Consider the following 25868-nt stretch of genomic DNA (forward strand, 5'->3'; position numbering starts at 1 on the left):
TCGAACAGGAGAATCAACGGCGCCAGTCAGCGCCATTTTAAGGCCGCGTAGTATAGCGGTTCGCGCCCTTATAAGAAAGGTTTAACGTCGCCGACGCCTTCACGCAACACCACCGGGGAATCGTCGGTTAAATCGATGACCGTGGTCGGCTGCTGACCGAGATAGCCACCGTGGATAATCAAATCCACCAGTTTTTCCAGACGGTCTTTAATCTCTTCCGGGTCTGACTCAGTAAATTCACTGCCCGGCAGCATCAGCGATGTAGAGAGCATCGGCTCGCCCAGTGCTTCCAGCAGCGCCAGCGCAATCGGATTCGATGGCACACGCAGGCCGATGGTCTTACGTTTTTCCTGCAACAAACGGCGCGGAACTTCTTTCGTCCCTTTCAGGATGAAGGTGTAGTTACCCGGCGTGTTGTTTTTAATTAAACGGAATGCCACGTTGTCGACAAAAGAATAGGTCGACAGTTCGGACAGGTCACGACACATCAGCGTAAAGTTGTGCCCGTCCGGCAGATGACGGATGCGGCAAATGCGCTCCATGGCGCCTTTATCTTCAATTTTGCAGCCCAACGCATAGCCGGAATCGGTTGGATAGACGATCACCCCACCTTTACGCACGATTTCAACGGCCTGATTGATCAGTCGCTGCTGCGGGTTTTCGGGATGAATATAAAAAAACTGACTCATACTTTCCTCTCTGTGATCGCGGGCTGCTCCCAAAGTTGCCAGACGCCTTCTACGCCTGCGGGCAACCAAAGTTTACGGCCCAACTCAATCCATGGGCAGGGTAGATGAAAATCAGACCCTTGCGATGCCCACAGTTGATGCGAACGCGCAAGCGTCGCCAGATGGGTGCGTTCATTGGGAGACTGCTGGCACTGTGCTACTTCCATCGCGTCGCCGCGATGTTCAGCAAAATATGCAACCAGTCTTTTCAGCCACTTAGCGCTAAGATCGTACCGCCCAGGATGAGCCAGAACAGCCTTACCGCCAGAATGATGAATGACATCAATAGCTTGTTCTATTGTACACCACTGTGGCGGAACGTAACCGGTTTTCCCACGGGCAAGATATTTTTTAAAGACATCCGCCATGGTTGTGGCTTTTCCACATTCCATCAGGAAACGCGCAAAATGGCCCCGCGTAACCGCCCCGCCATCGGCCAGGCGTAACGCCCCTTCCCAAGCGCCGGGGATATGCGCTTTGTCGAGTCGTTCGGCAATCAGGCGTGCACGCTGCTGACGACGTTCCGTTTGTTGCGCCAGAAACTCACACATCATGGGATGGGCGATATCAATGTTCAGACCCACTATATGGATCTCATGGTTTTCCCAGACCGTTGATATCTCGACGCCAGGGATCAAATTTAAGGCTAAACCTGAACGTGAAATTTCTTCTCTTGCCGCCGCAATGCCGGCCGTGGTGTCATGATCGGTGATCGCCAGTGTACCGACTCGCATCTCTACCGCACGGTGTACTAAGGCTTCTGGCGTTAATCGCCCATCGGAGGCTGTAGTATGACTGTGCAGGTCATAAATCACTGCGTAATTCGTGTCGCTCAAGGCGGCTCCCGTTTCAATAAATGTCGTATCACGCCCATCATAGCGGTTTCGACAAATATACTGAAATCAGGTGTTGACTTTATTCCATCGAACTAGTTAACTAGTACGCAAGTTCACATGAAGAAGGTATCTGAGATGAAAGCAACATTTGTTCTGCACGGTTGGTGGCGCACTTCCTGATTTCGGGCAGTGTCTTACGTCTGCAATATGCAACCAGATACCCGGCCCGCCAAATGAGCGGGCTTTTTTTTGAACAAAATTAATGAGAATAACGATGCAAACTCAAAAACCGACACTCGAACTGCTTGCCTGCGATGCCGCCTACCGTGAGAATCCGACGGCGCTGTTTCATCAAGTGTGTGGCGCACGTCCAGCAACACTGCTGCTGGAATCTGCAGATATCGACAGCAAAGACGATCTGAAGAGCCTGCTGCTGGTCGACAGCGCATTACGCATTACCGCTCTCGGTGACACTGTCACTATTCAGGCATTGTCCGCAAACGGCGCATCGCTGCTGTCGCTGCTGGATGTTGCCCTGCCCGCTGGCGTTGAGAACGAACAACAGCCGAATGGTCGTCATCTGCGATTCCCTGCCGTCAGCCCTCTGCTCGATGAAGACGCCCGCTTATGCTCCCTGTCCGTATTTGATGCATTCCGTTTATTGCAGGAGCTGGTTAATGTTCCAGCGCAAGAACGTGAAGCGATGTTCTTCGGCGGTCTGTTTTCTTACGATCTGGTTGCCGGTTTTGAAGATTTACCTCAGCTTGAAGCGGGCAACCGTTGCCCTGACTACTGCTTCTATCTGGCAGAAACGCTGATGGTTATCGACCACCAGACAAAAAGCACCCGTATTCAGGCCAGTATTTTTACCCCCAATGATGCGGAAAAACAGCGTCTTAATGCTCGTCTGGCGCAATTGAGCCAGCAGCTTACCGAGCCTGCGCCGCCGTTGCCGGTCACTGAAGTCCCGCAGATGCGCTGCGAGTGCAATCAGAGCGATGAAGAGTTTGGCGCCGTAGTTCGTGGCATGCAAAAAGCGATTCGCGCGGGCGAAATTTTCCAGGTGGTGCCATCCCGCCGTTTCTCGCTGCCCTGCCCATCTCCGCTGGCGGCCTACTATGTGCTGAAGAAAAGTAACCCCAGCCCATACATGTTTTTCATGCAGGACAACGATTTCACGCTGTTTGGCGCCTCCCCGGAAAGCTCGCTGAAATATGATGCCACCAGCCGCCAGATAGAGATCTACCCGATTGCTGGTACTCGCCCGCGCGGTCGTCGTGCGGACGGTTCGCTTGATCGCGATCTCGACAGCCGTATCGAGCTGGAGATGCGTACCGACCATAAAGAGCTTTCTGAGCACCTGATGCTGGTTGACCTTGCGCGTAACGACCTGGCGCGCATCTGTACGCCTGGCAGCCGCTATGTTGCTGACCTCACAAAAGTCGATCGCTACTCCTTCGTTATGCACCTGGTTTCGCGCGTGGTCGGCGAGCTGCGTAGCGATCTGGATGTGCTGCACGCTTACCGCGCCTGTATGAATATGGGCACGTTAAGCGGAGCGCCAAAAGTTCGCGCCATGCAGCTTATCGCCGAGGCCGAGGGTCGTCGCCGTGGCAGCTACGGCGGTGCGGTAGGTTACTTCACGGCGCATGGCGATCTGGATACCTGTATTGTCATTCGCTCCGCCCTCGTGGAAGACGGTATTGCCACCGTACAAGCCGGTGCCGGGATTGTTCTGGATTCTGTACCGCAGTCTGAAGCCGATGAAACCCGTAATAAAGCGCGCGCGGTTCTGCGTGCTATCGCTACCGCGCACCACGCACAGGAGACCTTCTAATGGCTGACATTCTGCTGCTTGATAACATCGATTCTTTTACCTATAACCTGGCGGATCAGCTGCGTACTAATGGTCACAACGTGGTGATTTACCGCAACCATATTCCGGCCCAGACGTTGATTGACCGCTTAGCAACCATGAAAAATCCGGTGCTGATGCTCTCACCAGGACCAGGCGCGCCAAGCGAGGCAGGTTGCATGCCGGAGCTGTTAACCCGTTTGCGCGGCAAGCTGCCAATCATCGGTATTTGTCTGGGACACCAGGCCATTGTTGAAGCCTATGGTGGATATGTGGGTCAGGCCGGAGAGATCCTGCACGGCAAAGCGTCCAGCATTGAACACGACGGTCAGGCGATGTTTGCTGGTCTGGCGAATCCGCTGCCGGTGGCACGCTATCATTCACTGGTTGGCAGCAACGTACCTGCTGGGTTGACCATTAACGCCCACTTTAACGGCATGGTGATGGCGGTACGTCACGATACCGATCGCGTCTGCGGCTTCCAGTTCCATCCAGAATCAATTCTGACCACCCAGGGCGCGCGTTTGCTGGAACAAACGCTGGCCTGGGCGCAACAGAAGCTTGAACAAACCAATACGCTGCAACCCATTCTGGAGAAACTGTATCAGGCCCAGACGCTGTCCCAGCAGGAAAGTCACCAGCTGTTTTCCGCAGTCGTTCGCGGTGAACTGAAGCCGGAACAACTGGCTGCGGCGCTGGTGAGCATGAAAATTCGTGGCGAACACCCGAATGAAATTGCCGGTGCGGCAACCGCGCTGCTGGAAAACGCCGCACCGTTCCCGCGCCCTGATTATCTGTTTGCCGATATTGTCGGTACCGGCGGCGACGGCAGCAACAGCATCAATATTTCTACCGCCAGCGCCTTTGTTGCGGCGGCTTGCGGACTGAAAGTTGCCAAACACGGCAACCGCAGTGTCTCCAGCAAGTCTGGCTCTTCGGATCTGTTAGCGGCATTTGGCATCAATCTGGATATGAACGCTGATAAATCCCGTCAGGCTCTAGACGACCTCGGGGTGTGCTTCCTGTTTGCGCCGAAATATCACACCGGTTTTCGCCATGCCATGCCGGTACGCCAGCAGTTGAAAACCCGCACGCTGTTTAACGTGCTCGGCCCGTTGATTAACCCGGCGCATCCGCCGCTGGCGCTGATCGGCGTTTACAGCCCGGAACTGGTGCTACCGATTGCTGAAACGCTGCGCGTGCTGGGATATCAACGAGCAGCCGTGGTGCACAGTGGTGGCATGGACGAAGTTTCGCTGCATGCGCCGACCATTGTGGCAGAGCTGCACGATGGGGAAATCAAGAGTTATCAACTGACGGCAGAAGACTTTGGTTTGACGCCTTACCACCAGGAACAGCTGGCTGGCGGCACGCCGGAAGAAAACCGTGACATTCTTAGTCGCTTGTTACAAGGTAAAGGTGAAGCCGCTCATGAAGCTGCTGTTGCCGCGAATGTCGCCATGTTAATGCGCCTGCACGGTGAAGAAGATTTAAAAGCCAATGCGCAAACCGTGATTAATGTACTGCGTAGCGGTGCGGCCTATGACCGCGTCACTGCACTGGCAGCAAGAGGGTAAATGATGCAAACCGTTTTAGCGAAAATTGTCGCAGACAAGGCGATTTGGGTAGAAGCCCGCAAACAGCAACAACCGCTGGCCAGCTTTCAAAATGATGTTCAGCCTGGCTCACGTGATTTCTACGATGCGCTGCAAGGTGCACGCACCGCCTTTATTCTGGAATGCAAAAAAGCATCTCCATCAAAAGGCGTGATCCGTGATGACTTCGACCCGGCACAGATTGCGAGCATCTATAAACATTATGCTTCCGCGATCTCCGTACTGACCGATGAGAAGTATTTCCAGGGGAGCTTTGATTTCCTGCCTATTGTCAGCCGCATCGCACCGCAGCCGATTCTGTGTAAGGACTTTATTATCGATCCTTACCAGATTTACCTGGCGCGTTTCTACCAGGCGGACGCCTGTTTGCTGATGCTGTCGGTGCTCGATGATGAGCAATATCGTCAACTCGCCGCCGTCGCCCACAGCCTGAAAATGGGCGTACTGACCGAAGTCAGTAACGAAGAAGAGCTGGAGCGTGCTATCGCACTGGGCGCCAAAGTCGTTGGTATCAACAACCGTGACTTACGCGATCTGTCGATTGATCTGAATCGCACCCGTCAACTGGCGCCGCGACTAGGGCACGGTGTGACCGTCATCAGTGAGTCCGGCATCAATACTTACGGTCAGGTGCGCGAGCTCAGCCACTTCGCCAACGGTTTTCTGATTGGCTCCGCGCTGATGTCGCATGCTGATCTGCACGTCGCCGTGCGTCGCGTACTGCTCGGCGAGAATAAAGTCTGCGGTTTAACCCGGGCTCAGGATGCAAATGCGGCATACGAAGCGGGTGCCATTTACGGCGGCTTGATTTTTGTCCCCACATCACCGCGCGCGGTCAACGTTGAACAAGCGCGAGAGGTCATGACCGGCGCGCCGCTGCAATACGTCGGGGTGTTTCGCAACTCAGATATTACCGACGTGAGCGCAACAGCGGCGGAGCTGGGACTAACTGCCGTGCAACTGCACGGTAACGAAGACCAGTCCTATGTTGACGCCCTGCGCGACTTACTGCCCGCACAGGTGCAAATCTGGAAGGCACTCAGCGTCAGCGAGACGTTGCCAGCCCGTGATTATCAGCATGTCGATAAATACGTCTTCGACAACGGCCAGGGCGGCAGCGGTCAACGCTTCGACTGGTCACTTTTAGGCGGACAATCGCTGGATAACGTTTTACTGGCTGGCGGACTCGGCGCAGATAACTGCGTTGACGCGGCAAAAACCGGCTGTGCCGGTCTCGATTTCAATTCTGGCGTAGAGTCACAGCCGGGCATCAAAGATGCACGTCTTCTGGCTTCGGTCTTTCAGACGCTGCGCGCATATTAAGGAAAAGGACATGACAACATTACTCAATCCGTACTTTGGTGAATTTGGCGGTATGTATGTGCCACAGATTCTGATGCCTGCCCTGCGCCAGCTGGAAGAAGCTTTTGTCAGCGCACAAAAGGATCCTGAATTTCAGGCGCAGTTTACAGATCTGCTGAAAAACTATGCGGGTCGCCCAACCGCACTGACCAAGTGCCAGAACATTACTCAAGGCACCAACACGACGCTGTATCTCAAGCGTGAAGACTTACTGCACGGCGGCGCGCACAAAACCAACCAGGTGCTGGGTCAGGCGTTACTGGCGAAGCGCATGGGTAAAACGGAAATCATCGCCGAAACAGGCGCGGGTCAGCACGGTGTTGCATCTGCTCTCGCCAGCGCGCTGCTGGGGTTGAAATGCCGTATTTATATGGGCGCGAAAGATGTTGAACGTCAGTCGCCTAACGTTTTCCGTATGCGTTTGATGGGCGCTGAAGTTATCCCCGTTCACAGCGGTTCCGCAACGCTGAAAGATGCCTGTAACGAAGCGCTTCGCGACTGGTCTGGCAGCTACGATACCGCGCACTACATGCTCGGTACGGCGGCTGGTCCGCACCCCTTCCCGACCATTGTGCGTGAGTTCCAGCGCATGATCGGTGAAGAAACCAAGGCGCAGATTCTGGAAAAAGAAGGCCGTCTGCCGGACGCCGTTATCGCCTGCGTGGGCGGCGGTTCTAACGCCATCGGGATGTTCGCCGATTTTATTAATGAAACCAGCGTAGGTCTGATTGGCGTAGAGCCAGGCGGTCACGGGATTGAGTCTGGAGAACACGGCGCGCCGTTGAAGCATGGTCGTGTCGGGATATACTTCGGCATGAAGTCCCCAATGATGCAGACTGAAGAAGGACAGATTGAAGAGTCTTACTCTATTTCTGCAGGGCTGGACTTCCCATCGGTCGGGCCACAGCATGCATACCTGAACAGCATTGGTCGCGCCGATTATGTTTCAATCACCGATGATGAAGCACTGGAAGCCTTCAAAACGCTGTGTCTGCACGAGGGAATTATCCCGGCACTGGAGTCCTCCCATGCCCTGGCGCACGCGTTGAAAATGATGCGTGAGAATCCAGAAAAAGAGCAGTTGCTGGTGGTTAATCTCTCCGGTCGCGGCGACAAAGACATTTTCACCGTACACGATATTTTGAAAGCGCGAGGGGAAATCTGATGGAACGTTACGAAAACCTGTTTGCACAGTTGAAGGACCGCAAAGAAGGCGCTTTTGTCCCCTTCGTAACCCTGGGCGATCCGTCTGTTGAACAGTCACTGAAAATCATTGATACGCTGATTGAAGCCGGTGCCGACGCGCTTGAGCTCGGCATTCCGTTCTCCGATCCGCTGGCAGATGGCCCAACTATTCAGGAAGCCACCCTGCGTGCGTTTGCCGCCGGCGTTACACCGTCGCAATGCTTTGAAATGCTGGCGCTGATTCGCCAGAAGCATCCGACGATTCCCATTGGGTTGCTGATGTATGCCAACCTGGTCTTCAGCAAGGGCATTGACGAGTTTTACGCCCAGTGCGAAAAAGTGGGTGTGGATTCTGTATTAGTGGCCGATGTTCCCGTTGAAGAGTCTGCACCATTCAGAACTGCAGCGCTCCGTCACAATATTGCACCAATTTTCATCTGCCCGCCGAACGCTGATGAAGAACTGCTACGCCAGATTGCCTCTTATGGTCGTGGCTACACTTATCTGCTTTCACGTGCAGGCGTGACCGGTGCCGAAAATCGTGCGGCATTACCGCTGCATCATCTGGTTGAAAAGCTGAAACAATATGATGCTCCACCTTCTTTACAGGGCTTTGGTATTTCTGCGCCTGAACAGGTAGCCGGTGCTATTGAAGCCGGTGCTTCCGGTGCAATTTCCGGCTCGGCAATTGTGAAAATCATTGAGAAAAATGTTGCGGCACCGGAACAGATGCTGGCTGAGCTGAAAGCGTTTGTCAGCGCGATGAAAGCCGCCACCCACCAATAAGCTAAATCAACCGCCAGAAATTTCTGGCGGTTTTATCCTTCTTTCGTGTGCTTCATTCTATACATAGCGCTATCCGCATTCTGAATGGCCACATCAAGTTCACCATTCACCTCTGCAATCCCCCACGATACTGACAATGGCACGGTATGGCCATCCACCACAAACACATGGCTGGTCACCTGCCCACTAATACGTTGCGCGATTGCTATAGCGTCAGTTGCCTGCGATCGAAACAGCAGGATCATAAATTCATCCCCGCCGGTACGAATCACAATATCGTGACTGGTGCGGGTGTTTGACAGCATTCTGTTGGCGATAATTTGCAGCGCACGATCGCCTGCCGCGTGGCCCCAGGTGTCATTGACGGCCTTGAACTTATTACAGTCAAGTAGCACCACCGAGCAGTGTGATAAATCCCGACGCTTGATGATGTCGAGAATTCGGCGGTTAAAACAACCGGTCAGGGTATCAATATAAACCTTGAGGTCACTTTCGTTCAGCCATGATTTTAACGAGAAGCTGATCATGATGAAGAAAAACGGCGCCAGCAGAATCACGATACCTGCATGCGTGTCGCGCGTCATAAAACGACCTAATGATAACGAATAGTGCAGCGCATATTTCTCTGAAAAATTGCGCACCATAAAGCGGGATTGACCGGTACATTTACCGGATAAACAGAGACTCTCATGGTTTGTTAAATTCACCAACTCCACATTCAGCTCCGGTGGAATTTGGTTGTCAAATGCCTGGGCTAACGCTTCCTGCAATTCGGGCTTTGAATGGTCATAGACCAGATAGGCTACGATTTGGTCTGATATCTCTTTGCCAGACAGATCGTAGATATAACTCACCACGCTATAAGCTTTTTCACCGGTAATTTTATCGGTATAAAAATTCGTCGAACTAAGGGCTTTGTTTTTGACGTTTTTTTGCAGTAATCGAGTATAGAAATCGACCGGAGGATAGAAAAAGTTGGTGATATCCCGTGCCATTTCAGAATTAGAGAAACTGAAATTGCGGGAATCGGAAGCCATAAACCAGTAAAAATAATCTGAGTTTTTGGCGATAATATAACGATGTGCATCAAAACTGCCCGGGTTTAGCTCATTGACCATACCACGAATAAATTCAGCCGCTGTATACATACACAGCGCATTGTGGCTGGTTTGCTGGGCAACCATTGTCCCGGTCGCCGAATGCAGCCGCTTTGGGTCGGCGTTAATTCCCCATTCCTGATCATTCCGAGGAACAAATCGAGACATATCGCCACATTGCTCGCCATTTTTGATGTGGTGATAGCGCTCACCAATCGCATCAGCGATCAGCTCATTATCGTTAAAAATGTCCATCATGCGCGCTTGCAGGCGGTTGACACCTTCGCTGGCAGCGGCCATTCGCTGTTCATAAATAATAAACAGAAACAACGACGTAAATACCAACGTAATGAGCCCTGATACCAGCAGTGCCTGCCTGTTTCTGAGCTTATCCTGCACAATCTTCACGAGTCCACCCTGATAGTTAACAGTATTGCCAAATCGGTTACCCGTTTATGTTGTTGCATAACAGCGTTGTACGTTGATAGAGAATGTTCGCCACCCCGAAGCAGGTAAGTTGATGCAGCCCGCAGTCGCGCGCTTAGGTTACAGTTTTATACAACAAAAGCACATATTTGTTAACATAAGCGCAAACTAATCATCACCTTCAATAGGATACCCTGCCCGTCGAATGGCCTCGCGGCAGTCGTTTACGCCTGCGGCATAGCCCGCCTCAATCTCACAAACCGGACTGGCGCTGCAATAAGGTAGTGTAACCGGAGTCGCAATAAGTTTCTCCAGCGCCTCAATTTTATCCATGCAAAGCAATAACTCACGTGCAGCACTCACGGCAAACGCTGCCGTTTGATCTTCGGAGAACGGTTCCAGAAGTGTGATTTTTTGCTGTAGCAGATGGCGGGTCAACATCATCAGCAATACCCTCAAAGTTGTTTTGCTTAAAGAGTAGCACTACATCAAAGGGAGAAAGGTAGGATGGGATTGTTTAAACGATGGGTCGAGGTAAGGATATTGTCTGAAAACGGTAACAGACACTCCGTGCTAATCTCTGGCGAAGATCAGATAATTTAGTTGGTGACGATGGAAAATATCCGAGTTTGTAATAATAGTACACTCATTGTTTCCATACTGCCTGAGCCTGTCAATCGTTAGACTAATCTGAGCGTGAAGCGGACCATAATATCTGATGTAATGCTTCACTGATAATGTCGGGACAGTGATGAGTGAGAAACTCACGTTGTACTTACACCAGGATTATCTGGAATGATGGAGTTAACATCTCAATTGTTCATAGCGGCGCTGAGTGGATGCAGGATATCGCGGGGCATATTGGACGTATAACGTTTATCGCGTACCTAAGAAGCTAAGACCATAGGTTTTAATTATTACATTTTTAAGATAGTGGTTTTTATCTGTTTTTTAGAATTGCCATACCTGGCTAGACATTCTTATTCATAACAACTTTATGAGTTAAAAAAATCTGCCATAATGACAGATTCTTTTAATCTATCATTAGAGATTAGCAACGTTATGATATACTTTTTGAACATCATCGTCATCTTCAAGGGCATCAACAAGCCCTGCAAAGACTTCTAAATCTTCTGGTGAAAGTTCAATTTCTGATTGAGCAATCATCTCTAATTCTGTGGTAGAGAATTCAGTAATCCCTGCGGCTTTTAAAGCTGCAATGCCTTTGTGAAGATCTGTAGATTCTGTATAAATAACGATGTTTCCTTCTTCTTCGGTTACATCACGAACATCTACTTCAGCATTAAGCAAAATTTCAAAAATGTGGTCAGGATCTGTCCCTTCAAATACAATCACTCCGGTATTATCAAACATATAGCTGACAGAACCAGCCGCTCCTATATTCCCGCCTTTTTTATTAAAAATTGAGCGGACATTAGCAATCGTACGGTTAACATTTGAAGTCAATGTTTCAGCGATAATCAGTGAGCCACTGGGACCAAAACCTTCATAACGCCCTTGCACGAACGTTTCATCGCTGCCGCCTTTGGCTTTATCAATGGCTTTATCAATAACGTGTTTTGGAACCTGCGCTTGTTTAGCACGTTCAATAACGAATTTTAAAGATGTATTTAATTCTGGGTCTGGTTCGCCTTGTTTAGCAGCAGCATAAATTTCGACACCAAATTTTGCATATACATTAGACGTTGCACCGTCTTTAGCTGTTTTTTTAGCAACAATATTTGCCCACTTACGTCCCACTGGAATGATCTCCTCAAAAATTCATTTACATAGCCGACAGGTAAATAACCTAGCATTACATTATATCATGACGTATAAATCCTCGTCTATTAAAAATAAAAATATTATAATTTTACGACATGTTACTTTAATTTTATCAATAGTTAACATTATTGATAAATTATCCTCTGGTTCTTTTTTGTTCTTAATAAATGGTCCGCAGCAATAATGCATAAGTGAAGAGAAACAAAAGTGATATTCCAGACAAACACTTCTACTATTAAAGTTGCTGCTGCACTGCTTATAGCGAGGTTTCGACACACAAATTTTGTCAGGCCAGAGGAGCAAAATAATGGCCGTTCAAGACAACGACACGCGTGGAAAAGAATGAAAAAAAACTGGTCACTTGATGACCAGTTTTGCAGGGGTTTTGCAGAAGAACTTAAAAACGATAACCCGCAGAGAACATAAACACCCACGGATCGAGGCGTACACTGTCTCGCTGCTGGACGCCACCCATTTTATAGCTTGCGGTGGTATCGATATCCATGTACCAGACCGACATGTTAATCAGCCAGTCGCGGTTAATCAGATAGTCCATACCGACTTGCCCTGCTGCCCCCCAGGAATCTTTCAGACTCAGGTCCGATAACCCTGTTTCTTTACCGTTATCGTTAAAGCCTTCATCGAAGAAGGTCGTGTAGTTCACCCCAACACCTACGTACGGACGCAGTTTACTGCTGGAGTCACCGAAGTACCACTGCGCCATTAACGTCGGCGGTAAATGATGTACGGTGGCAATATCCCCCGTTGCAGCAGTGCCGATTTTATGGCGGAACGGCGTAGCTGCCAGTAATTCAACACCGATATTGTCGGTTGCCATGTAGGTAAATGTCAGACCCAGCTGCGTGTTATTGCTGACATCAAAGCCACCTAAGCTGCCCAGCGTACCACCTGCACCTTCCGTCGGCCTGACGGTGGCTGAACCTGCACGAATAAAGAACTCTCCAGCTTCATGCGCAAATGCGTTACCAGAGAGAAGAGTTGTTAAAGCCAATGCTGCAACTGTTAATTTTTTCATGTCCGCTCCATCGTTATGGTTATAAAAGCGGAACGAATATACCCACATTGGAGTAATAAGTGATCTAACATGGATCACATTGACTTTGATAATTTAACATTTATTGATCCAGATTAAGTTAGAACTTGCATTCAAAATCCTGGTTAAATTAATTCAGATCAATTTTGATATATTTTCAATGTGCAAGTACCTCCAGCTCATTGCTGATGGGTGATGGATATCTGCGCGTGATGCGCAGATAACAAACAGCGTTCATGCACGACGCTGAAGTCATAGCCAAAAATTACTGCAGCTTTACAAAGATATGCTTTTCCATACATCGCGCGATGCTGCCACTGTAGAGTTATCCAGGGTACAATTGCCCGCAAATGAACACCTGCAAAACTCAAGGAGAGTGCATGTCTATCACGGCGAAATCCGTTTACCGTGACACGGGAAACTTTTTCCGTAATCAATTCATTACCATCTTGCTGGTATCGTTGTTGTGCGCGTTTATCACAGTGGTGTTAGGGCATGCCTTTTCCCCCACTGACGCACAAATTGCGCAACTCAGTGAAGGCGATCAGTTAACCAGCAGCGTGGGGCTGTTCGATCTGGTGCAAAACATGACCCCGGAGCAACAGCAAATTTTGCTACGCGCATCCGCAGCGTCGACGTTTTCCGGTCTGATTGGTAATGCCATCCTCGCCGGGGGGGTCATCCTGATGATTCAGCTGATTTCAGCAGGTCATCGGGTCAGTGCGTTACGTGCTATCGGCGCCAGTGCGCCAGTGTTGCCGAAGCTGTTTATTCTGATTTTTTTGACTACTCTGCTAGTGCAAATCGGTATTATGCTGGTTGTTGTTCCCGGTATTCTGCTGGCGATCCTGCTGGCACTCGCACCGGTGATGTTGGTACAGGACAAAATGGGTGTCTTTGCCGCGATGCGCAACAGTATGCGTCTGGCGTGGTCGAATATGCGACTGGTTGCGCCGGCAGTGATCGGTTGGTTGCTGGCAAAAACGCTGCTGTTGCTTTTTGCGCCAAGTTTTGCAGTACTTACGCCGAATGTAGGCGCGGTATTGGCGAATACGCTGAGCAATATGATCTCCGCCGTGTTGCTGATCTATTTGTTCCGCCTGTATATGCTGATTCGCCAATAAACCCTGAACGCATTCCGGGCTTGTTCCCGGTGCTTTTGATGACGGAATCGAAGAATGAAGCAGTTTCTTGATTTTTTACCGCTGGTTGTCTTTTTTGCTTTTTATAAGCTTTACGACATCTATGCGGCGACCTCGGCGCTGATTGTCGCGACGGCTGTAGTGTTGATTTACAGTTGGGTTCGCTATCGCAAGGTCGAGAAGATGGCGTTAATCACCTTTGTCCTGGTGGCCGTATTTGGTGGTTTGACTATTTTTTTCCACAACGATGAATTCATTAAGTGGAAAGTAACGGTGATTTACGGGCTGTTTGCTGGGGCTCTGCTGGTTAGCCAGTGGGTGATGAAAAAGCCGCTGATTCAACGCATGTTAGGTAAAGAGCTGACCCTACCGCAGCCGGTGTGGTCGAAACTTAATTTAGCCTGGGCCGTCTTTTTCATCCTGTGTGGTCTGGCGAATATCTATATTGCATTTTGGCTACCGCAGAACATTTGGGTCAACTTCAAGGTGTTCGGCCTGACCGCCCTGACTTTATTCTTTACGCTGCTTAGTGGGGTCTATATTTACCGTCATCTGCCGCAAGAAGATAAATCGTAATACATGCTCGCCAGATCCCCGGATCTGGCGAATTTTTATCCCTTCGAGTTCCATAGAGCTGACAACCTGACTTACATCTGCTCCGCACGCCGCATCCCCTCTGTTCTCAACGCATAAATTCTAGTAGCATCGCGCCTGTAATCTTTCTCTATAGTCGGTTCTACAATGACAACAACGAATAACACTCCCCAGGGCGAACTGGTTTTACGCACTCTGGCCATGCCTGCCGATACCAACGCAAACGGTGATATTTTTGGCGGCTGGCTGATGTCACAAATGGATATAGGTGGCGCGATTCAGGCCAAAGAGATCGCACATGGTCGTGTGGTAACGGTGCGGGTAGAAGGAATGAGCTTTTTGCGCCCGGTCGCCGTAGGTGATGTAGTGTGTTGCTATGCGCGCTGTGTGAAACGCGGGACAACCTCGATCAGCATCAATATTGAAGTTTGGGTGAAGAAAGTTGCTTCTGAACCAATTGGACAGCGCTATAAGGCTACCGAAGCTCTGTTTATCTACGTTGCTGTTGATAAAGACGGGAAACCACGTCCAATTCCCACGTTGGTCTGATAGCACACGTCAGTACTGCTATCCGGCAATCATCACTCTTGATCATTGCCGGACGGCCTGATGCTTACTCGATCTGCGTTGTGCCGTTTAATTTGAAAACAATATTCACCACAAGTCCGGAACCGGGTTTACCTGCTTCATAACGCCATCTACGCATCGCGTTTTTCACTTCACGTTCAAACATATTGGCAGGCTGTGCCGACAGGATCTCCACATTTTCAACCCGGCCATCCGGCGTTACGTTAAATTTGACCTTTACCCGGCCTTCAATGCGCAGCGCCTGAGCTCGCGCCGGATACTGAGGCTGATTACGGCTTAAAGCACGTGGACCCGATGGCGCACTGACCACCGGTTTGCTGGTAGTTGCCGGCGCGGTATTGGTCATTGTGCGAGTAGGTGCCGTATTTTCCAGTGGGGAGGCCGGGCGCGGTTCTGCTGGTTTAACATCGCGTTTCGGTTGCTCTTCCACCTTTTTCACCGGTTTTGGCTTCGGTTTAGGCTTGGGCTTCGGTTTTTCAATCACCACCGGCGCCTCTTTTGGTGGCTCTGGAATCGGTTCAGGTTCCGGTTCAGGCTCGACAACGGGTTCCGGCGGCGGCTGAACGGCCTGAGGCGGTTCGAGATCGGCAGGCGCGACCATCGTGACAGAGATCGGCTGCGCTGGCGCAGGTAGTTCAATAACCTGATGTACCGAGGTATACAGCAAACCAGCCACTACGGCACCATGAATGCCGACAGACAGTAACGTTGGCCAGGGAAAGCGACGAGGTAAATCAAGGGTCATTGAAGTCATAATCGTTTCAGTAAAAAAACCAGGCCCTGATTTTAAATGCAAATAGCAATCATATTCAATAAGCCCGTGGTGCTAACTGACATTTAAAACGCGATTTTATGATAAAAAACCACTTTCAGAGTATGGCCTTAACATATCAGTTATCTTTCCGTTGCAGTTGTTAGGCCTTTCCAATAACGTTATTAACGACTTTTACCGTTCAAGGAGCTCTACCCGTGCTGTATGTTATTTACGCTCAAGATATCGCAGACTCTCTCGAAAAACGTCTTTCCGTGCGCCCTGCTCATCTGGCTCGCCTGCAACTCCTTCATGACGAAGGTCGTTTGCTCACGGCGGGCCCCATGCCAGCGGTCGACAGTAACGATCCCGGTGCGGCGGGTTTTACCGGCTCGACGGTGATTGCCGAATTTGAATCTTTGGAGGCGGCACAGGCGTGGGCAGATGCCGATCCGTATGCTGCGGCGGGCGTTTATGCGCAGGTTTCAGTAAAACCTTACAAGAAAGTATTTTAAAAAACAGAACAAACGCAGACATTGGGCACCGCCAGCGGTGCCCTTTTAGATCAGATACTGTGGATTGCAAACAGCAACGAGTTGCGTTGATGGTTGAGAATGCACTTTCTGATAGTGTGGATACGCATATTACGACGCGATTGTCCTTCAAGCCAACGTGATTTACGGCGGCTAGCCTGACGCTGCATCCGCCAGCGTCCCACTTCCGTTCTACTACGCTTCATGTTAACTACTCTTCCAGTCACTGAGCGGCCATTATAACGCCAGACCGAATGCAGGCCAGTGGTTTTCCCGTGTTTTTATTTGCCAGATTAATCCTGATGCGTAAACTCTTAACAATACGCTTTCAAAAGGATTTTTAAATTTATGACAACCTTCTACACCGTGGTGAGTTGGCTGGTCATTCTGGGTTACTGGGTACTCATTGCTGGCGTAACGTTACGCATTCTGATGAAGCGACGCGCAGTGCCCTCCGCAATGGCCTGGCTGTTGATCATCTACATTCTGCCATTGGTAGGAATCATTGCTTATCTGTCTTTTGGTGAACTTCACCTGGGCAAGCGACGTGCCGAACGCGCCCGGGCGATGTGGCCTTCAACCGCCAAATGGCTGAACGACCTCAAGGCCTGCAAGCATATTTTTGCCCAGGAAAATAGCAGCGTCGCCTCTTCGTTATTTAAACTGTGCGAGCGTCGTCAGGGAATAGCCGGCGTAAAGGGAAACCAGCTGCAGTTGCTCACCAGTTCAGATGACGTGATGCAGGCGCTGATCCGTGATATTCAGCTGGCGCGCCACAACATCGAAATGGTGTTCTACATATGGCAGCCAGGCGGTATGGCCGATCAGGTAGCCGAGTCGTTAATGGCTGCTGCGAGACGTGGCATTCACTGTCGCCTGATGCTGGACTCCGCCGGCAGCGTAGCGTTCTTCCGCAGTCCTTGGGCGGCGATGATGCGTAACGCAGGTATCGAGGTTGTAGAAGCGCTGAAGGTGAACCTGATGCGTGTATTTTTACGCCGTATGGACCTGCGTCAGCACCGCAAAATGATCATGATCGATAACTACATTGCTTATACCGGCAGCATGAACATGGTCGACCCGCGTTTCTTCAAACAAGATGCGGGTGTCGGGCAATGGGTTGATTTAATGGCGAGAATGGAAGGTCCTGTCGCCACTGCTATGGGCATTGTCTATTCCTGCGACTGGGAAATTGAGACCGGAAAGCGTATTTTGCCCCCGCCACCAGACGTCAATATCATGCCGTTTGAGCAGGCCAGCGGCCACACCATTCACACTATCGCCTCGGGTCCTGGTTTCCCTGAAGATTTGATTCATCAGGCGCTGCTAACCGCTGCTTATTCAGCGCGTGAATATTTAATTATGACCACCCCCTACTTCGTCCCCAGCGACGACCTGTTGCACGCGATCTGCACGGCAGCGCAGCGTGGGGTTGACGTCAGTATCATTCTTCCACGTAAAAATGACTCCCTGCTGGTTGGCTGGGCAAGCCGGGCCTTTTTCACCGAGCTGCTGGCGGCTGGCGTTAAAATTTATCAGTTCGAAGGTGGCTTGCTGCACACCAAGAGCGTACTGGTCGATGGCGAGCTGAGCCTGGTCGGTACGGTTAACCTGGATATGCGCAGTCTGTGGCTCAATTTTGAAATCACGCTGGTCATTGATGATGCCGGATTCGGTGGCGATCTCGCGGCAGTGCAGGATGATTATATTTCGCGTTCCCGCCTGCTTGATGCCCGTTTGTGGGTAAAACGACCACTCTGGCAGCGGATAGCAGAGCGACTGTTTTACTTCTTTAGTCCATTGCTGTAAAACGTGCCCATCAGACAGTAAACAGGTAGTCATTATGGATATGGATTTGAACAATCGCCTGACCGAAGACGAAACGCTTGAGCAGGCTTATGACATTTTTCTCGAACTGGCTGCGGACAATCTGGATCCAGCCGACATCATTCTGTTCAATTTGCAGTTTGAAGAGCGTGGCGGTGCCGAGTTGTTCGATCCGGCGGAAGACTGGCAGGAGCATGTTGATTTTGACCTGAACCCTGACTTCTTTGCCGAGGTGGTGATTGGTCTGGCAGATACAGAAGACGGCGAGATTAACGATATTTTCGCGCGCGTTTTATTATGTCGCGAAAAAGATCATAAGCTCTGCCATATTCTCTGGCGCGAATAATCAAACAAAAAAGCTGCTCTCGCAGCTTTTTTCATTTTTAACCCGGCAGTTTACTTCCACAGCGGTTACAAAATTGCGCACTATTTTCGTGCTGCGCCTGCTGGCACTGGGGACATTTTCGTTGGTGCCCGCGCTGCTGGAACGCACTGCTCATGTGCGTGGTAATCAATCCCGTCGGTATCGCAATCACCGAGTAACCAATCAGGATAAGCACAGACGCCACCATGCGCCCCAATGGTGTGTGTGGCGTGATATCGCCATAGCCGACGGTGGTTACAGTAACAATCGCCCAATACACCGACGCATTCAGCGTAGTAAACCCATATTTTGGCCCTTCAATCAGATACATCATCGCGCCAAAAACCACCATCAGAATGGCAATAAAGGAATAGAACAGCATCAGCTGATGTCGGGCGCTTTTTAACGCATTCCAGAACACCCGCAGAGAAGGCATAAAGCGCAGCAGCTTGAGGATACGCAGGACGCGCAGGACACGCATCGCTCGCCAGGCGAAAACATAGCTCAGACTGATTTCCGGCCATAGCCACATCACATACAGCGGCAGAATGGTGGCAAGGTCAATTATCCCCCAGAAGCTGAACACATATTTAGCGGGGTTGGCCCAGCAACATAAGCGCAGAAGATATTCGAGGGTGAAGACCAGAGTAATAAAGATCTCCAGCCAGACAAAAACGCGCCATTCCTCAAAGGTTAAATGGTATTGCGTCCCTACTCCGGACTCAATGAAGATAACGATAACGCTGAGCAAGGCAAATAGCGCACACATACCTTCAAAGCGACGCCCTGAACGGGTATTTAAATCAAATAATTTGCGATAGAGCGCGCGGCGGACAGAAGAGACTAAACCAGGCACAGATACCTCACCAAAAAAAGGGCTGACCTTTGTCAGCCCTCAGGATTATAGCGGGTCTACTTTCAGGCAGGAAACTGCATGTCGGAAACTTCCTTCCAGAACCGGGCGCGTTTTTGCGCATTCCGGTCCAGCAATCGGACAGCGCGTACGGAACACGCAACCGGAAGGAGGATTAATCGGGGACGGTAACTCGCCTTCCAGCAACTGGATAACCTTGTTCCTTTCCTGATCCGGATCGGGGATCGGCACCGCAGACATCAGCGCTTTGGTATAAGGATGCAGCGGGTTATGGTACACCTCGTCATAAGTCCCTAATTCCACCGCATGTCCGAGATACATAACCAGCACACGGTCGGAGATGTGTTTAACCACCGCGAGGTCGTGAGCAATGAAGATTAACGATAATCCCATTTCGCGCTGAAGCTGTTGCAGCAGATTAACTACCTGGGCCTGGATTGATACATCCAGCGCCGAAACCGGTTCATCGCAGATAATCAACTTTGGTTCAAGGATCAGCGCGCGGGCAATACCGATACGCTGACACTGGCCACCGGAAAACTCATGTGGGTAGCGGTTAATCAGGTTGGGCAGTAATCCAACCTTCATCATCATCGCCTTCACACGATCGCGGACTTCCTGACCAGGAAGATTCGGATGATAAGTTCGCAGCGGTTCGGCAATGATTTCACCAATGGTCATGCGCGGGTTTAACGATGCCAGCGGATCCTGGAAAATCATCTGGATATCGCTGCGCACTTCCCGCCACTCATCGGGTTTCATACCCAGTAAATCTTTACCCAGCCAGGCAACCTTTCCATCGGTGGCCTTCACCAGGCCGATAATCGCACGGGCAAAGGTCGATTTCCCGCAGCCTGATTCACCGACCACGCCCAGAGTTTCGCCCTCATACAGTCGCAGGGTTACGCCATCAACCGCCTTCAGGGTTTTAGACGGTTGCCAGAACCACTGTTTGCCATCTTTAATATCGAAATGGACTTTAAGGTCGGCAATCTCAAGGAGCACTTTACGTTGTTCGGTCACCGTATTCATACCAGTTCCTCCACCGGCTTAAAGCAGGCACGCAGACGGCCTGGGCTAAATTCCTCCAGTGGCGGAGCACTGCTACAGATTTCCATCGCATGCGGGCAACGCGGCTGGAATGGACAACCTTTTGGTAGACGCAGTAAGTTCGGTGGGTTGCCAGGGATAGTGAGCATCTCTTCCCCTTCGGCATCCAGACGAGGTACGGCATTTAGCAAACCAATCGAATACGGATGAACGGGTTTATAAAAAACATCCCGCGCACTGCCGTATTCCATAGTACGTCCGGCGTACATCACCAGGACTTTATCGCAAATACCGGCAACAACCCCCAGATCGTGGGTGATCATGATAATCGCGGTGTTGAATTCACTTTTCAGTTCATTCAGCAGCGTCATAATTTGCGCCTGTACCGTCACATCGAGCGCAGTGGTTGGTTCATCGGCAATCAGTAATTTGGGCCTGCACAGCAGCGCCATGGCGATCATTACGCGCTGACGCATACCACCGGAGAATTCATGCGGATACATTTTCATACGCTTACGCGCTTCCGGCATCTTCACCGCATCCAGCATTCTGACCGACTCTTCAAAAGCTTCCGCTTTGCTCATGCCTTTATGCAGCATCAGAACTTCCATCAACTGCTCCCCGACCCGCATGTATGGATTGAGGGACGTCATCGGGTCCTGGAAAATCATCGAGATTTGCTCGGCGCGCAGTTTGTTCAGTTCACGTTCCGGTAAATTCAGAATTTCACGCCCGTTGAACGTTGCGGAGCCCCCGATACGACCATTCGCCGCCAGCAGCCCCATCAGGGCAAAGGCCGTTTGCGATTTACCCGAACCGGATTCACCGACAATACCCAACGTTTCTCCGGCTCGCAGAGAAAAGTTTAAATCGTTGACCGCAGTTACATCGCCGTCAGGGGTCGCAAACGTCACACGCAAATCTTTTACGTTTAGCAGTGCGTTAGCCTGTTGTTGCGCGAGCGGCGCGGTTGAGGTTTCAATTACGCTCATGGCTGCACTCCTTAACGGTCTTTCGGGTCGAGGGCATCACGCAGGCCATCGCCAATAAAGTTAAAACAGAACAAAGTGACCACCAGGAAACCTGCCGGGAACAGCAGCAGCCATGGTGAGACTTCCATCGAGTTGGCACCATCACTGAGCAGCGCACCCCAACTACTTAACGGTTCTTGCGTACCTAATCCCAAAAAGCTCAGGAAGGATTCAAACAGAATCATGCTCGGCACCAGCAATGAAGCGTATACCACCACTACGCCCAGCACGTTCGGCACGATATGACGGATAACGATACGTACGGTAGATACCCCACCCACTTGTGCTGCTTCAATGAACTCTTTGCGCTTGAGACTCAGCGTTTGTCCACGCACGATACGCGCCATATCGAGCCAGGAGACCATTCCGATAGCGACAAAAATCAGCAGGATATTTTGCCCAAAGAAGGTGACCAGCAGGATCACGAAGAACATGAACGGGAAGGAGTTGAGGATTTCCAGCAGACGCATCATCACCGAGTCAATTTTTCCGCCAAGGTAGCCCGACAGAGAACCGTACAGCGTACCGACAACTACCGCCACCAGCGCCGCCGCAATGCCGACCATCAGCGAAATGCGCCCGCCAATCGCCACGCGCACCAACAGGTCGCGTCCCGACGAGTCAGTACCGAAATAGTGCCCGGACTCCATATCCGGCGCGCTGGACATCATTCCCCAGTCGGTATCAAAGTAGGTAAACTGCGACAGCATCGGTGCCAGCGTCACGAACAGCGCAATAATTACCAGCACCACCAGGCTTGCTACCGCCGCGCGGTTATGCATAAAGCGTCGACGCGCGTCCTGCCACAGGCTGCGGCCTTCGACCTCCAGCTTTTCACTGAAATTCTCCAGTGCCTCGCTGTTTTTCTTACTTAACATCATAGCGAGCTCCAGTATCAGTAACGAATTTTCGGGTCGATAACGGCATACAGCACATCGACAATCGCGTTAAACACGATGGTCAGCGTACCCACCAGTATGGTCAGGCTAAGAACCAGCGAATAGTCGCGGTTTAACGCCCCATTGACGAACAACTGGCCAATACCCGGCAAACCATAAATGGTTTCAATAACCATCGAACCGGTGATAATGCCGACAAATGCCGGTCCCATATAGGACAACACTGGCAACAGCGCAGGTTTCAACGCATGGCGGAAAATAATCCGCCGCATCGGCAGCCCTTTAGCGCGCGCGGTACGAATAAAGTTAGAGTGCAGTACTTCAATCATCGAACCGCGAGTAATACGGGCGATACTGGCGATGTAGGCCAGTGACAAGGCCACCATCGGCAGGATCATAAATTTCAGCGCCCCGCCGTTCCAGCCCCCGCCGGGTAGCCATTTCAAGGTTATGGCAAATATCATGACCAATAAGGGAGCGACCACGAAACTGGGGATAACCACCCCGGTCATTGCCACCCCCATCACCGTATAGTCCCAACGTGTATTTTGCTTCAACGCGGCTATCACTCCGGCGCTAACACCGACGAGCACCGCCAGAATAAAGGCTGCCGCACCCAGCTTCGCAGAAACCGGGAAGCTCGAGGCAACGAGGTCGTTAACCGTGTAGTCTTTATATTTAAAGGATGGTCCAAAATCGCCGTGCGCCAGCTGTTTCAGATAGCTGAAATACTGTGTCGAGATGGGATCGTTAAGGTGATATTTCGCTTCAATATTCGCCAGCACCTCTGGCGGTAACGCGCGTTCCCCGGTGAATGGGCTTCCGGGCGCAAGGCGCATCATAAAGAATGAAATCGTAATAAGAATAAACAGCGTCGGAATCGCTTCCAGACAGCGACGTAATATAAATTTTAACATTGCCCGTACCTTCTGGCGTGTGCCTTTATACCCGTCATACTTCAAGCTGCAAGTGCGTTGGCTTTGCTCGCTCACGCCAGTCACTTACTTAAGTAAGCTCCTGGCGATTCGCTGCGTTGCCGCCTTCCTGCAACGTGAATTATTTAGGGTATACCTCTCTTTGTCTAAAGAGGTATTTATAGTTCGAAGAAAAAGACACTGTGGGGCAACATGATTGCCCCACGTCTTGCCATTAATGCTTGATAATATACAAGTCTTTAACGTGGATATTATCCATCGGGTCTTTACCGGAGTATCCGCCAACCCATGGTTTCACCAGGCGGGCGTTAACGTAGTAATAAACCGGTACAATCGCAGAATCTTTATCCAGCTGCTGTTCCGCTTTCGAATACAGTTCGCTGCGCTGCGCTTCATCCGTCACTTTCAGCGTATCCGCAATCAGCTTATCAAATGCCGGGCTCTTATAGTGGACGGTATTATTGGAGCTGTCGGACAGCACCATATTCAGGAAGGAGGTAGGTTCGTTATAGTCCGCACACCAGCCCGCACGTGAAACATCATAGTTGCCCTGATGGCGCGTATCGAGGAACGTTTTCCATTCCTGATTTTCCAGCTTCACATTAGCACCCAGATTTTTCTTCCAGATAGATGCCGCGGCAATAGCCAGCTTCTTATGCAGGTCTGAGGTGTTATACAGCAGATCAAAGGTCAGCGGTTTCTCAGCGGTATATCCGGCCTCAGCCAGCAGTTTCTTCGCTTCTTCATTACGTTTTTCCTGAGACCACTTGAACCACTCTGGCTCAACCAGTTTCGCACCATCGGTGTATGGAGGAGTAAAGCTATATGCTGGCAGGTCACCCTGGTTTTTCACTTTATTGACGATTATGTCACGATCCAACGCCAGCTTCAGGGCGGTACGAACACGAACATCGTTGAATGGTGCTTTCTGGTTGTTGATTTCGTAATAATAGGTGCACAGATACGGGTCAACGTGGACTTCGTTCGGGATCTCTTTTTTCAGTTTCTGGAATAACTCAATCGGCATGTTGTTATAGGTCATGTCAATTTCACCGCTGCGATAGCGGTTAACGTCAGTCACTTCAGAAGAAATAGGCAGGTAAGTTACCTGGTTAATAACCGTTTTGGCGTTGTCCCAATAGTTGGTATTACGCTCAAGCACAATGCGCTCGTTCACAACCCAGTCTTTCAGTTTATACGCACCGTTAGTAACGATGTTAGCGGGCTGGGTCCACTTCTCGCCGAATTTTTCAACAGCCGCTCTGGGAACCGGTGAAACGGAAGAGTGCACTAGCAGTTTGTAGAAATAAGGAACTGGTTCGCTGAGGGTAACTTCAAAAGTATGATCGTCGAGAGCTTTTACGCCCAGATCGGTGACCGGCTTTTTACCGGCGATAATATCATCAATGTTGACAATATGACCGTACTGCAAATAACTGGCATACGGTGATGCAGTATTTGGATTAGCCAAACGTTGCCAGCTATACACGAAATCTTGCGCGGTAACAGGCGTGCCGTCAGACCACTTAGCATCTTTACGCAGATGGAATGTCCAGACTTTAAAATCTTTATTTTCCCATTTTTCAGCCACGCCAGGCGATGGTTTGCCATCGACATCACTGATTAATAAACCTTCAAACAGGTCACGGTTAATGTTGGATTCAGGTACACCTTCGATTTTGTGGGGATCGAGTGATTGCACTTCCGAACCGTTATTACGCACCAGAGTCTGCTTTTCAGCAAGCTGCACACCCGCTGGCACTACTGCCGCCGTGGCAACATTTCCAGCGACTAGCGCAGTTAAGATCCCCGCAGCTACTAAACTTTTTTTAGTGATGTTAGTCATTGTGTTGTACTCCCTCATTATTATGGCTGGTTTTTTAACCAGACTGTTAATCCTGTCAGGATCCCTGTACGGCACCGGAGATTTTCTGCCGTCAGGTGGTTTATTGTTTTACTGCTTGCTATCACCGACTTTATTTATTCTGGCGATTCGTATGACCGCCTTGCGTCGATTCTCTACGTGCCTCCCCTGCCGGAAACACGCTATTACCCTGTTGAGAGAAAATAACTGCAAATGATTCTCATCAACGTGAATTCTTCCGCATAATACTTGGCCGGAAAGTATCAAATGCGTTTCTTAACCGCCAATACATTTTACAAATTTGTTAACCAATTCTCTTTTATTGGAAATAAATCTCACTTAAAAAGTCTTACGAATGAAGATTTATTATGGAAAGCTCACAAAAATCAATGCATTATGTCGACTATGGTGTTAACCATCCTGTCCGAAGTCAACGCCATGTCAAAATGCACATAAATTTAACAATTGGTTATTAATTAGCACATTCATCTGAAATAAAGGCTGAAATAACTAATAACATTTCGATAATCCTTCAGCAAGCCCCAGAGTATGATGTTAATAAAATAACAGCAGTATCGGTCTTCGCCGGGCGTACTGGGACGTGTTATATCTTTATAATCAATGGCTAACAGGAGAGTTAATCATCAGCATTTTTTATTATTGCTCTGCTGATTTTCAACTTTAGT

At 50.2% G+C, this 25868-nt stretch carries 26 protein-coding genes, 1 pseudogene and 1 other annotated feature; of the genes and pseudogenes, 13 read left to right on the forward strand and 14 right to left on the reverse strand.

Annotated elements, in window-relative coordinates:
- Positions 1-68: 68 nt before the first annotated feature.
- Positions 69-689: an L-threonylcarbamoyladenylate synthase gene (locus tag OGY09_RS21340; RefSeq protein ID WP_003833336.1), complete on the reverse strand. Its 621-nt coding sequence runs from the start codon at positions 687-689 to the stop codon at positions 69-71.
- The gene (gene rnm, locus OGY09_RS21345; RefSeq protein ID WP_032943610.1) at positions 686-1564 is read right to left on the reverse strand and encodes an RNase RNM; all 879 of its coding nucleotides are present in this window, start codon (positions 1562-1564) and stop codon (positions 686-688) included. Before rnm ends, OGY09_RS21340 begins: the two co-directional genes overlap by 4 nt.
- Positions 1565-1699: 135 nt before the next feature.
- On the opposite strand from rnm, the gene trpL reads away from it, so the two are divergent.
- From trpL to trpA, 6 genes are all read left to right on the forward strand, one after another.
- Positions 1700-1744, forward strand: coding sequence for a trp operon leader peptide (gene trpL / locus OGY09_RS21350; RefSeq protein WP_012905981.1), 45 nt, complete (start codon positions 1700-1702; stop codon positions 1742-1744).
- Positions 1721-1815 (forward strand) — a sequence feature (Trp leader region). (Overlaps the previous gene by 24 nt.)
- Positions 1816-1838: 23 nt before the next feature.
- Complete coding sequence (locus OGY09_RS21355; protein WP_032943611.1) at positions 1839-3401, forward strand: anthranilate synthase component 1; 1563 nt, start codon at positions 1839-1841, stop codon at positions 3399-3401.
- Positions 3401-4996, forward strand: a complete 1596-nt coding sequence (gene trpD / locus OGY09_RS21360; protein WP_003020639.1) for a bifunctional anthranilate synthase glutamate amidotransferase component TrpG/anthranilate phosphoribosyltransferase TrpD — start codon at positions 3401-3403, stop codon at positions 4994-4996. The genes OGY09_RS21355 and trpD overlap by 1 nt, the downstream gene beginning before the upstream one ends.
- A gap of 3 nt (positions 4997-4999) precedes the next feature.
- Positions 5000-6358 (forward strand): bifunctional indole-3-glycerol-phosphate synthase TrpC/phosphoribosylanthranilate isomerase TrpF, encoded by a 1359-nt coding sequence (trpCF, locus tag OGY09_RS21365; RefSeq protein ID WP_032944436.1) that lies wholly within the window; start codon positions 5000-5002, stop codon positions 6356-6358.
- 10 nt (positions 6359-6368) lie between these two features.
- Complete coding sequence (gene trpB, locus OGY09_RS21370) at positions 6369-7562, forward strand: tryptophan synthase subunit beta (RefSeq protein WP_003020645.1); 1194 nt, start codon at positions 6369-6371, stop codon at positions 7560-7562.
- Positions 7562-8368, forward strand: coding sequence for a tryptophan synthase subunit alpha (gene trpA, locus OGY09_RS21375; RefSeq protein WP_032943613.1), 807 nt, complete (start codon positions 7562-7564; stop codon positions 8366-8368). The genes trpB and trpA overlap by 1 nt, the downstream gene beginning before the upstream one ends.
- 32 nt (positions 8369-8400) lie before the next feature.
- Here trpA and OGY09_RS21380 read toward each other — a convergent pair whose 3' ends face one another.
- The 4 genes from OGY09_RS21380 to ompW form a co-directional block, all read right to left on the reverse strand.
- Positions 8401-9873 (reverse strand): GGDEF domain-containing protein, encoded by a 1473-nt coding sequence (locus OGY09_RS21380; RefSeq protein WP_032943615.1) that lies wholly within the window; start codon positions 9871-9873, stop codon positions 8401-8403.
- A gap of 186 nt (positions 9874-10059) precedes the next feature.
- On the reverse strand, positions 10060-10335 hold the full coding sequence (locus OGY09_RS21385; protein WP_032943616.1) for a hypothetical protein: 276 nt from the start codon (positions 10333-10335) through the stop codon (positions 10060-10062).
- 600 nt (positions 10336-10935) lie between these two features.
- A complete protein-coding gene (locus OGY09_RS21390) occupies positions 10936-11652 on the reverse strand; it encodes a YebC/PmpR family DNA-binding transcriptional regulator (RefSeq protein ID WP_003020658.1) in 717 nt (238 codons plus the stop codon).
- A 421-nt stretch (positions 11653-12073) separates the two neighbouring features.
- Positions 12074-12712, reverse strand: a complete 639-nt coding sequence (gene ompW / locus OGY09_RS21395) for an outer membrane protein OmpW (RefSeq protein ID WP_003833354.1) — start codon at positions 12710-12712, stop codon at positions 12074-12076.
- A gap of 292 nt (positions 12713-13004) precedes the next feature.
- On the opposite strand from ompW, the pseudogene OGY09_RS21400 reads away from it, so the two are divergent.
- The 4 genes and pseudogenes from OGY09_RS21400 to yciA form a co-directional block, all read left to right on the forward strand.
- Positions 13005-13082: pseudogene (locus OGY09_RS21400) on the forward strand (YkgJ family cysteine cluster protein); the annotation flags it as partial.
- Between the two features lie 28 nt (positions 13083-13110).
- Entirely contained in the window at positions 13111-13854 is a 744-nt protein-coding gene (locus OGY09_RS21405) for a YciC family protein (RefSeq protein WP_003020663.1), read from the forward strand.
- 54 nt (positions 13855-13908) lie between these two features.
- Positions 13909-14448 carry a septation protein A gene (locus OGY09_RS21410; protein WP_003020667.1) on the forward strand — a complete coding sequence of 180 codons (540 nt, stop codon included), beginning with the start codon at positions 13909-13911 and terminating at the stop codon, positions 14446-14448.
- 165 nt (positions 14449-14613) lie between these two features.
- Entirely contained in the window at positions 14614-15015 is a 402-nt protein-coding gene (gene yciA / locus OGY09_RS21415; RefSeq protein ID WP_008784945.1) for an acyl-CoA thioester hydrolase YciA, read from the forward strand.
- 64 nt (positions 15016-15079) lie between these two features.
- On the opposite strand, the gene tonB is transcribed toward yciA, so the two are convergent.
- Positions 15080-15808 (reverse strand): TonB system transport protein TonB, encoded by a 729-nt coding sequence (gene tonB / locus OGY09_RS21420; protein ID WP_168150127.1) that lies wholly within the window; start codon positions 15806-15808, stop codon positions 15080-15082.
- A gap of 215 nt (positions 15809-16023) precedes the next feature.
- On the opposite strand from tonB, the gene OGY09_RS21425 reads away from it, so the two are divergent.
- Entirely contained in the window at positions 16024-16320 is a 297-nt protein-coding gene (locus OGY09_RS21425; protein WP_032943618.1) for a YciI family protein, read from the forward strand.
- Between the two features lie 50 nt (positions 16321-16370).
- Here OGY09_RS21425 and OGY09_RS21430 read toward each other — a convergent pair whose 3' ends face one another.
- Positions 16371-16544 carry a YciY family protein gene (locus OGY09_RS21430; protein ID WP_122973790.1) on the reverse strand — a complete coding sequence of 58 codons (174 nt, stop codon included), beginning with the start codon at positions 16542-16544 and terminating at the stop codon, positions 16371-16373.
- 142 nt (positions 16545-16686) lie between these two features.
- On the opposite strand from OGY09_RS21430, the gene cls reads away from it, so the two are divergent.
- Together cls and OGY09_RS21440 are read left to right on the forward strand one after the other, a co-directional pair.
- On the forward strand, positions 16687-18147 hold the full coding sequence (cls, locus tag OGY09_RS21435) for a cardiolipin synthase (protein ID WP_003020687.1): 1461 nt from the start codon (positions 16687-16689) through the stop codon (positions 18145-18147).
- 34 nt (positions 18148-18181) lie between these two features.
- Positions 18182-18511: an HI1450 family dsDNA-mimic protein gene (locus OGY09_RS21440; protein ID WP_003020691.1), complete on the forward strand. Its 330-nt coding sequence runs from the start codon at positions 18182-18184 to the stop codon at positions 18509-18511.
- 37 nt (positions 18512-18548) lie between these two features.
- Here the strand turns inward: OGY09_RS21440 and OGY09_RS21445 are convergent, their stop codons facing one another.
- The 6 genes from OGY09_RS21445 to oppA all read right to left on the reverse strand — a co-directional run bounded on the left by OGY09_RS21445 (position 18549) and on the right by oppA (position 25164).
- Positions 18549-19385, reverse strand: a complete 837-nt coding sequence (locus OGY09_RS21445; RefSeq protein WP_008784948.1) for an ion transporter — start codon at positions 19383-19385, stop codon at positions 18549-18551.
- 45 nt (positions 19386-19430) lie between these two features.
- Complete coding sequence (gene oppF, locus OGY09_RS21450; RefSeq protein WP_008784949.1) at positions 19431-20435, reverse strand: murein tripeptide/oligopeptide ABC transporter ATP-binding protein OppF; 1005 nt, start codon at positions 20433-20435, stop codon at positions 19431-19433.
- Positions 20432-21445, reverse strand: a complete 1014-nt coding sequence (gene oppD, locus OGY09_RS21455) for a murein tripeptide/oligopeptide ABC transporter ATP-binding protein OppD (RefSeq protein ID WP_003833364.1) — start codon at positions 21443-21445, stop codon at positions 20432-20434. The genes oppF and oppD overlap by 4 nt, the downstream gene beginning before the upstream one ends.
- An 11-nt stretch (positions 21446-21456) precedes the next feature.
- Positions 21457-22365: an oligopeptide ABC transporter permease OppC gene (gene oppC / locus OGY09_RS21460; protein ID WP_008784950.1), complete on the reverse strand. Its 909-nt coding sequence runs from the start codon at positions 22363-22365 to the stop codon at positions 21457-21459.
- 14 nt (positions 22366-22379) lie between these two features.
- On the reverse strand, positions 22380-23300 hold the full coding sequence (gene oppB, locus OGY09_RS21465; RefSeq protein WP_003020708.1) for an oligopeptide ABC transporter permease OppB: 921 nt from the start codon (positions 23298-23300) through the stop codon (positions 22380-22382).
- 232 nt (positions 23301-23532) lie between these two features.
- On the reverse strand, positions 23533-25164 hold the full coding sequence (gene oppA / locus OGY09_RS21470) for an oligopeptide ABC transporter substrate-binding protein OppA (protein ID WP_048216252.1): 1632 nt from the start codon (positions 25162-25164) through the stop codon (positions 23533-23535).
- Between the last annotated feature and the right edge of the window lie 704 nt (positions 25165-25868).

It is taken from the genome of Citrobacter sp. Cpo071 (genome assembly GCF_030332765.1).
GTDB classification, from domain to species: Bacteria; Pseudomonadota; Gammaproteobacteria; order Enterobacterales; family Enterobacteriaceae; genus Citrobacter; species Citrobacter portucalensis.

Coding starts and splice junctions, on each gene's coding strand:
- tonB (WP_168150127.1), bottom strand. CDS start 15,808: ATGACTTCAATGACCCTTGATTTACCTCGTCGCTTTCCCTGGCCAACG.
- OGY09_RS21385 (WP_032943616.1), bottom strand. CDS start 10,335: ATGATGTTGACCCGCCATCTGCTACAGCAAAAAATCACACTTCTGGAA.
- oppD (WP_003833364.1), bottom strand. CDS start 21,445: ATGAGCGTAATTGAAACCTCAACCGCGCCGCTCGCGCAACAACAGGCT.
- OGY09_RS21430 (WP_122973790.1), bottom strand. CDS start 16,544: ATGAAGCGTAGTAGAACGGAAGTGGGACGCTGGCGGATGCAGCGTCAG.
- OGY09_RS21410 (WP_003020667.1), top strand. CDS start 13,909: ATGAAGCAGTTTCTTGATTTTTTACCGCTGGTTGTCTTTTTTGCTTTT.
- cls (WP_003020687.1), top strand. CDS start 16,687: ATGACAACCTTCTACACCGTGGTGAGTTGGCTGGTCATTCTGGGTTAC.
- oppB (WP_003020708.1), bottom strand. CDS start 23,300: ATGTTAAAATTTATATTACGTCGCTGTCTGGAAGCGATTCCGACGCTG.
- trpD (WP_003020639.1), top strand. CDS start 3,401: ATGGCTGACATTCTGCTGCTTGATAACATCGATTCTTTTACCTATAAC.
- OGY09_RS21405 (WP_003020663.1), top strand. CDS start 13,111: ATGTCTATCACGGCGAAATCCGTTTACCGTGACACGGGAAACTTTTTC.
- oppA (WP_048216252.1), bottom strand. CDS start 25,164: ATGACTAACATCACTAAAAAAAGTTTAGTAGCTGCGGGGATCTTAACT.
- oppC (WP_008784950.1), bottom strand. CDS start 22,365: ATGATGTTAAGTAAGAAAAACAGCGAGGCACTGGAGAATTTCAGTGAA.
- trpA (WP_032943613.1), top strand. CDS start 7,562: ATGGAACGTTACGAAAACCTGTTTGCACAGTTGAAGGACCGCAAAGAA.
- oppF (WP_008784949.1), bottom strand. CDS start 20,435: ATGAATACGGTGACCGAACAACGTAAAGTGCTCCTTGAGATTGCCGAC.
- ompW (WP_003833354.1), bottom strand. CDS start 12,712: ATGAAAAAATTAACAGTTGCAGCATTGGCTTTAACAACTCTTCTCTCT.
- OGY09_RS21355 (WP_032943611.1), top strand. CDS start 1,839: ATGCAAACTCAAAAACCGACACTCGAACTGCTTGCCTGCGATGCCGCC.
- trpB (WP_003020645.1), top strand. CDS start 6,369: ATGACAACATTACTCAATCCGTACTTTGGTGAATTTGGCGGTATGTAT.
- OGY09_RS21340 (WP_003833336.1), bottom strand. CDS start 689: ATGAGTCAGTTTTTTTATATTCATCCCGAAAACCCGCAGCAGCGACTG.
- OGY09_RS21440 (WP_003020691.1), top strand. CDS start 18,182: ATGGATATGGATTTGAACAATCGCCTGACCGAAGACGAAACGCTTGAG.
- trpCF (WP_032944436.1), top strand. CDS start 5,000: ATGCAAACCGTTTTAGCGAAAATTGTCGCAGACAAGGCGATTTGGGTA.
- yciA (WP_008784945.1), top strand. CDS start 14,614: ATGACAACAACGAATAACACTCCCCAGGGCGAACTGGTTTTACGCACT.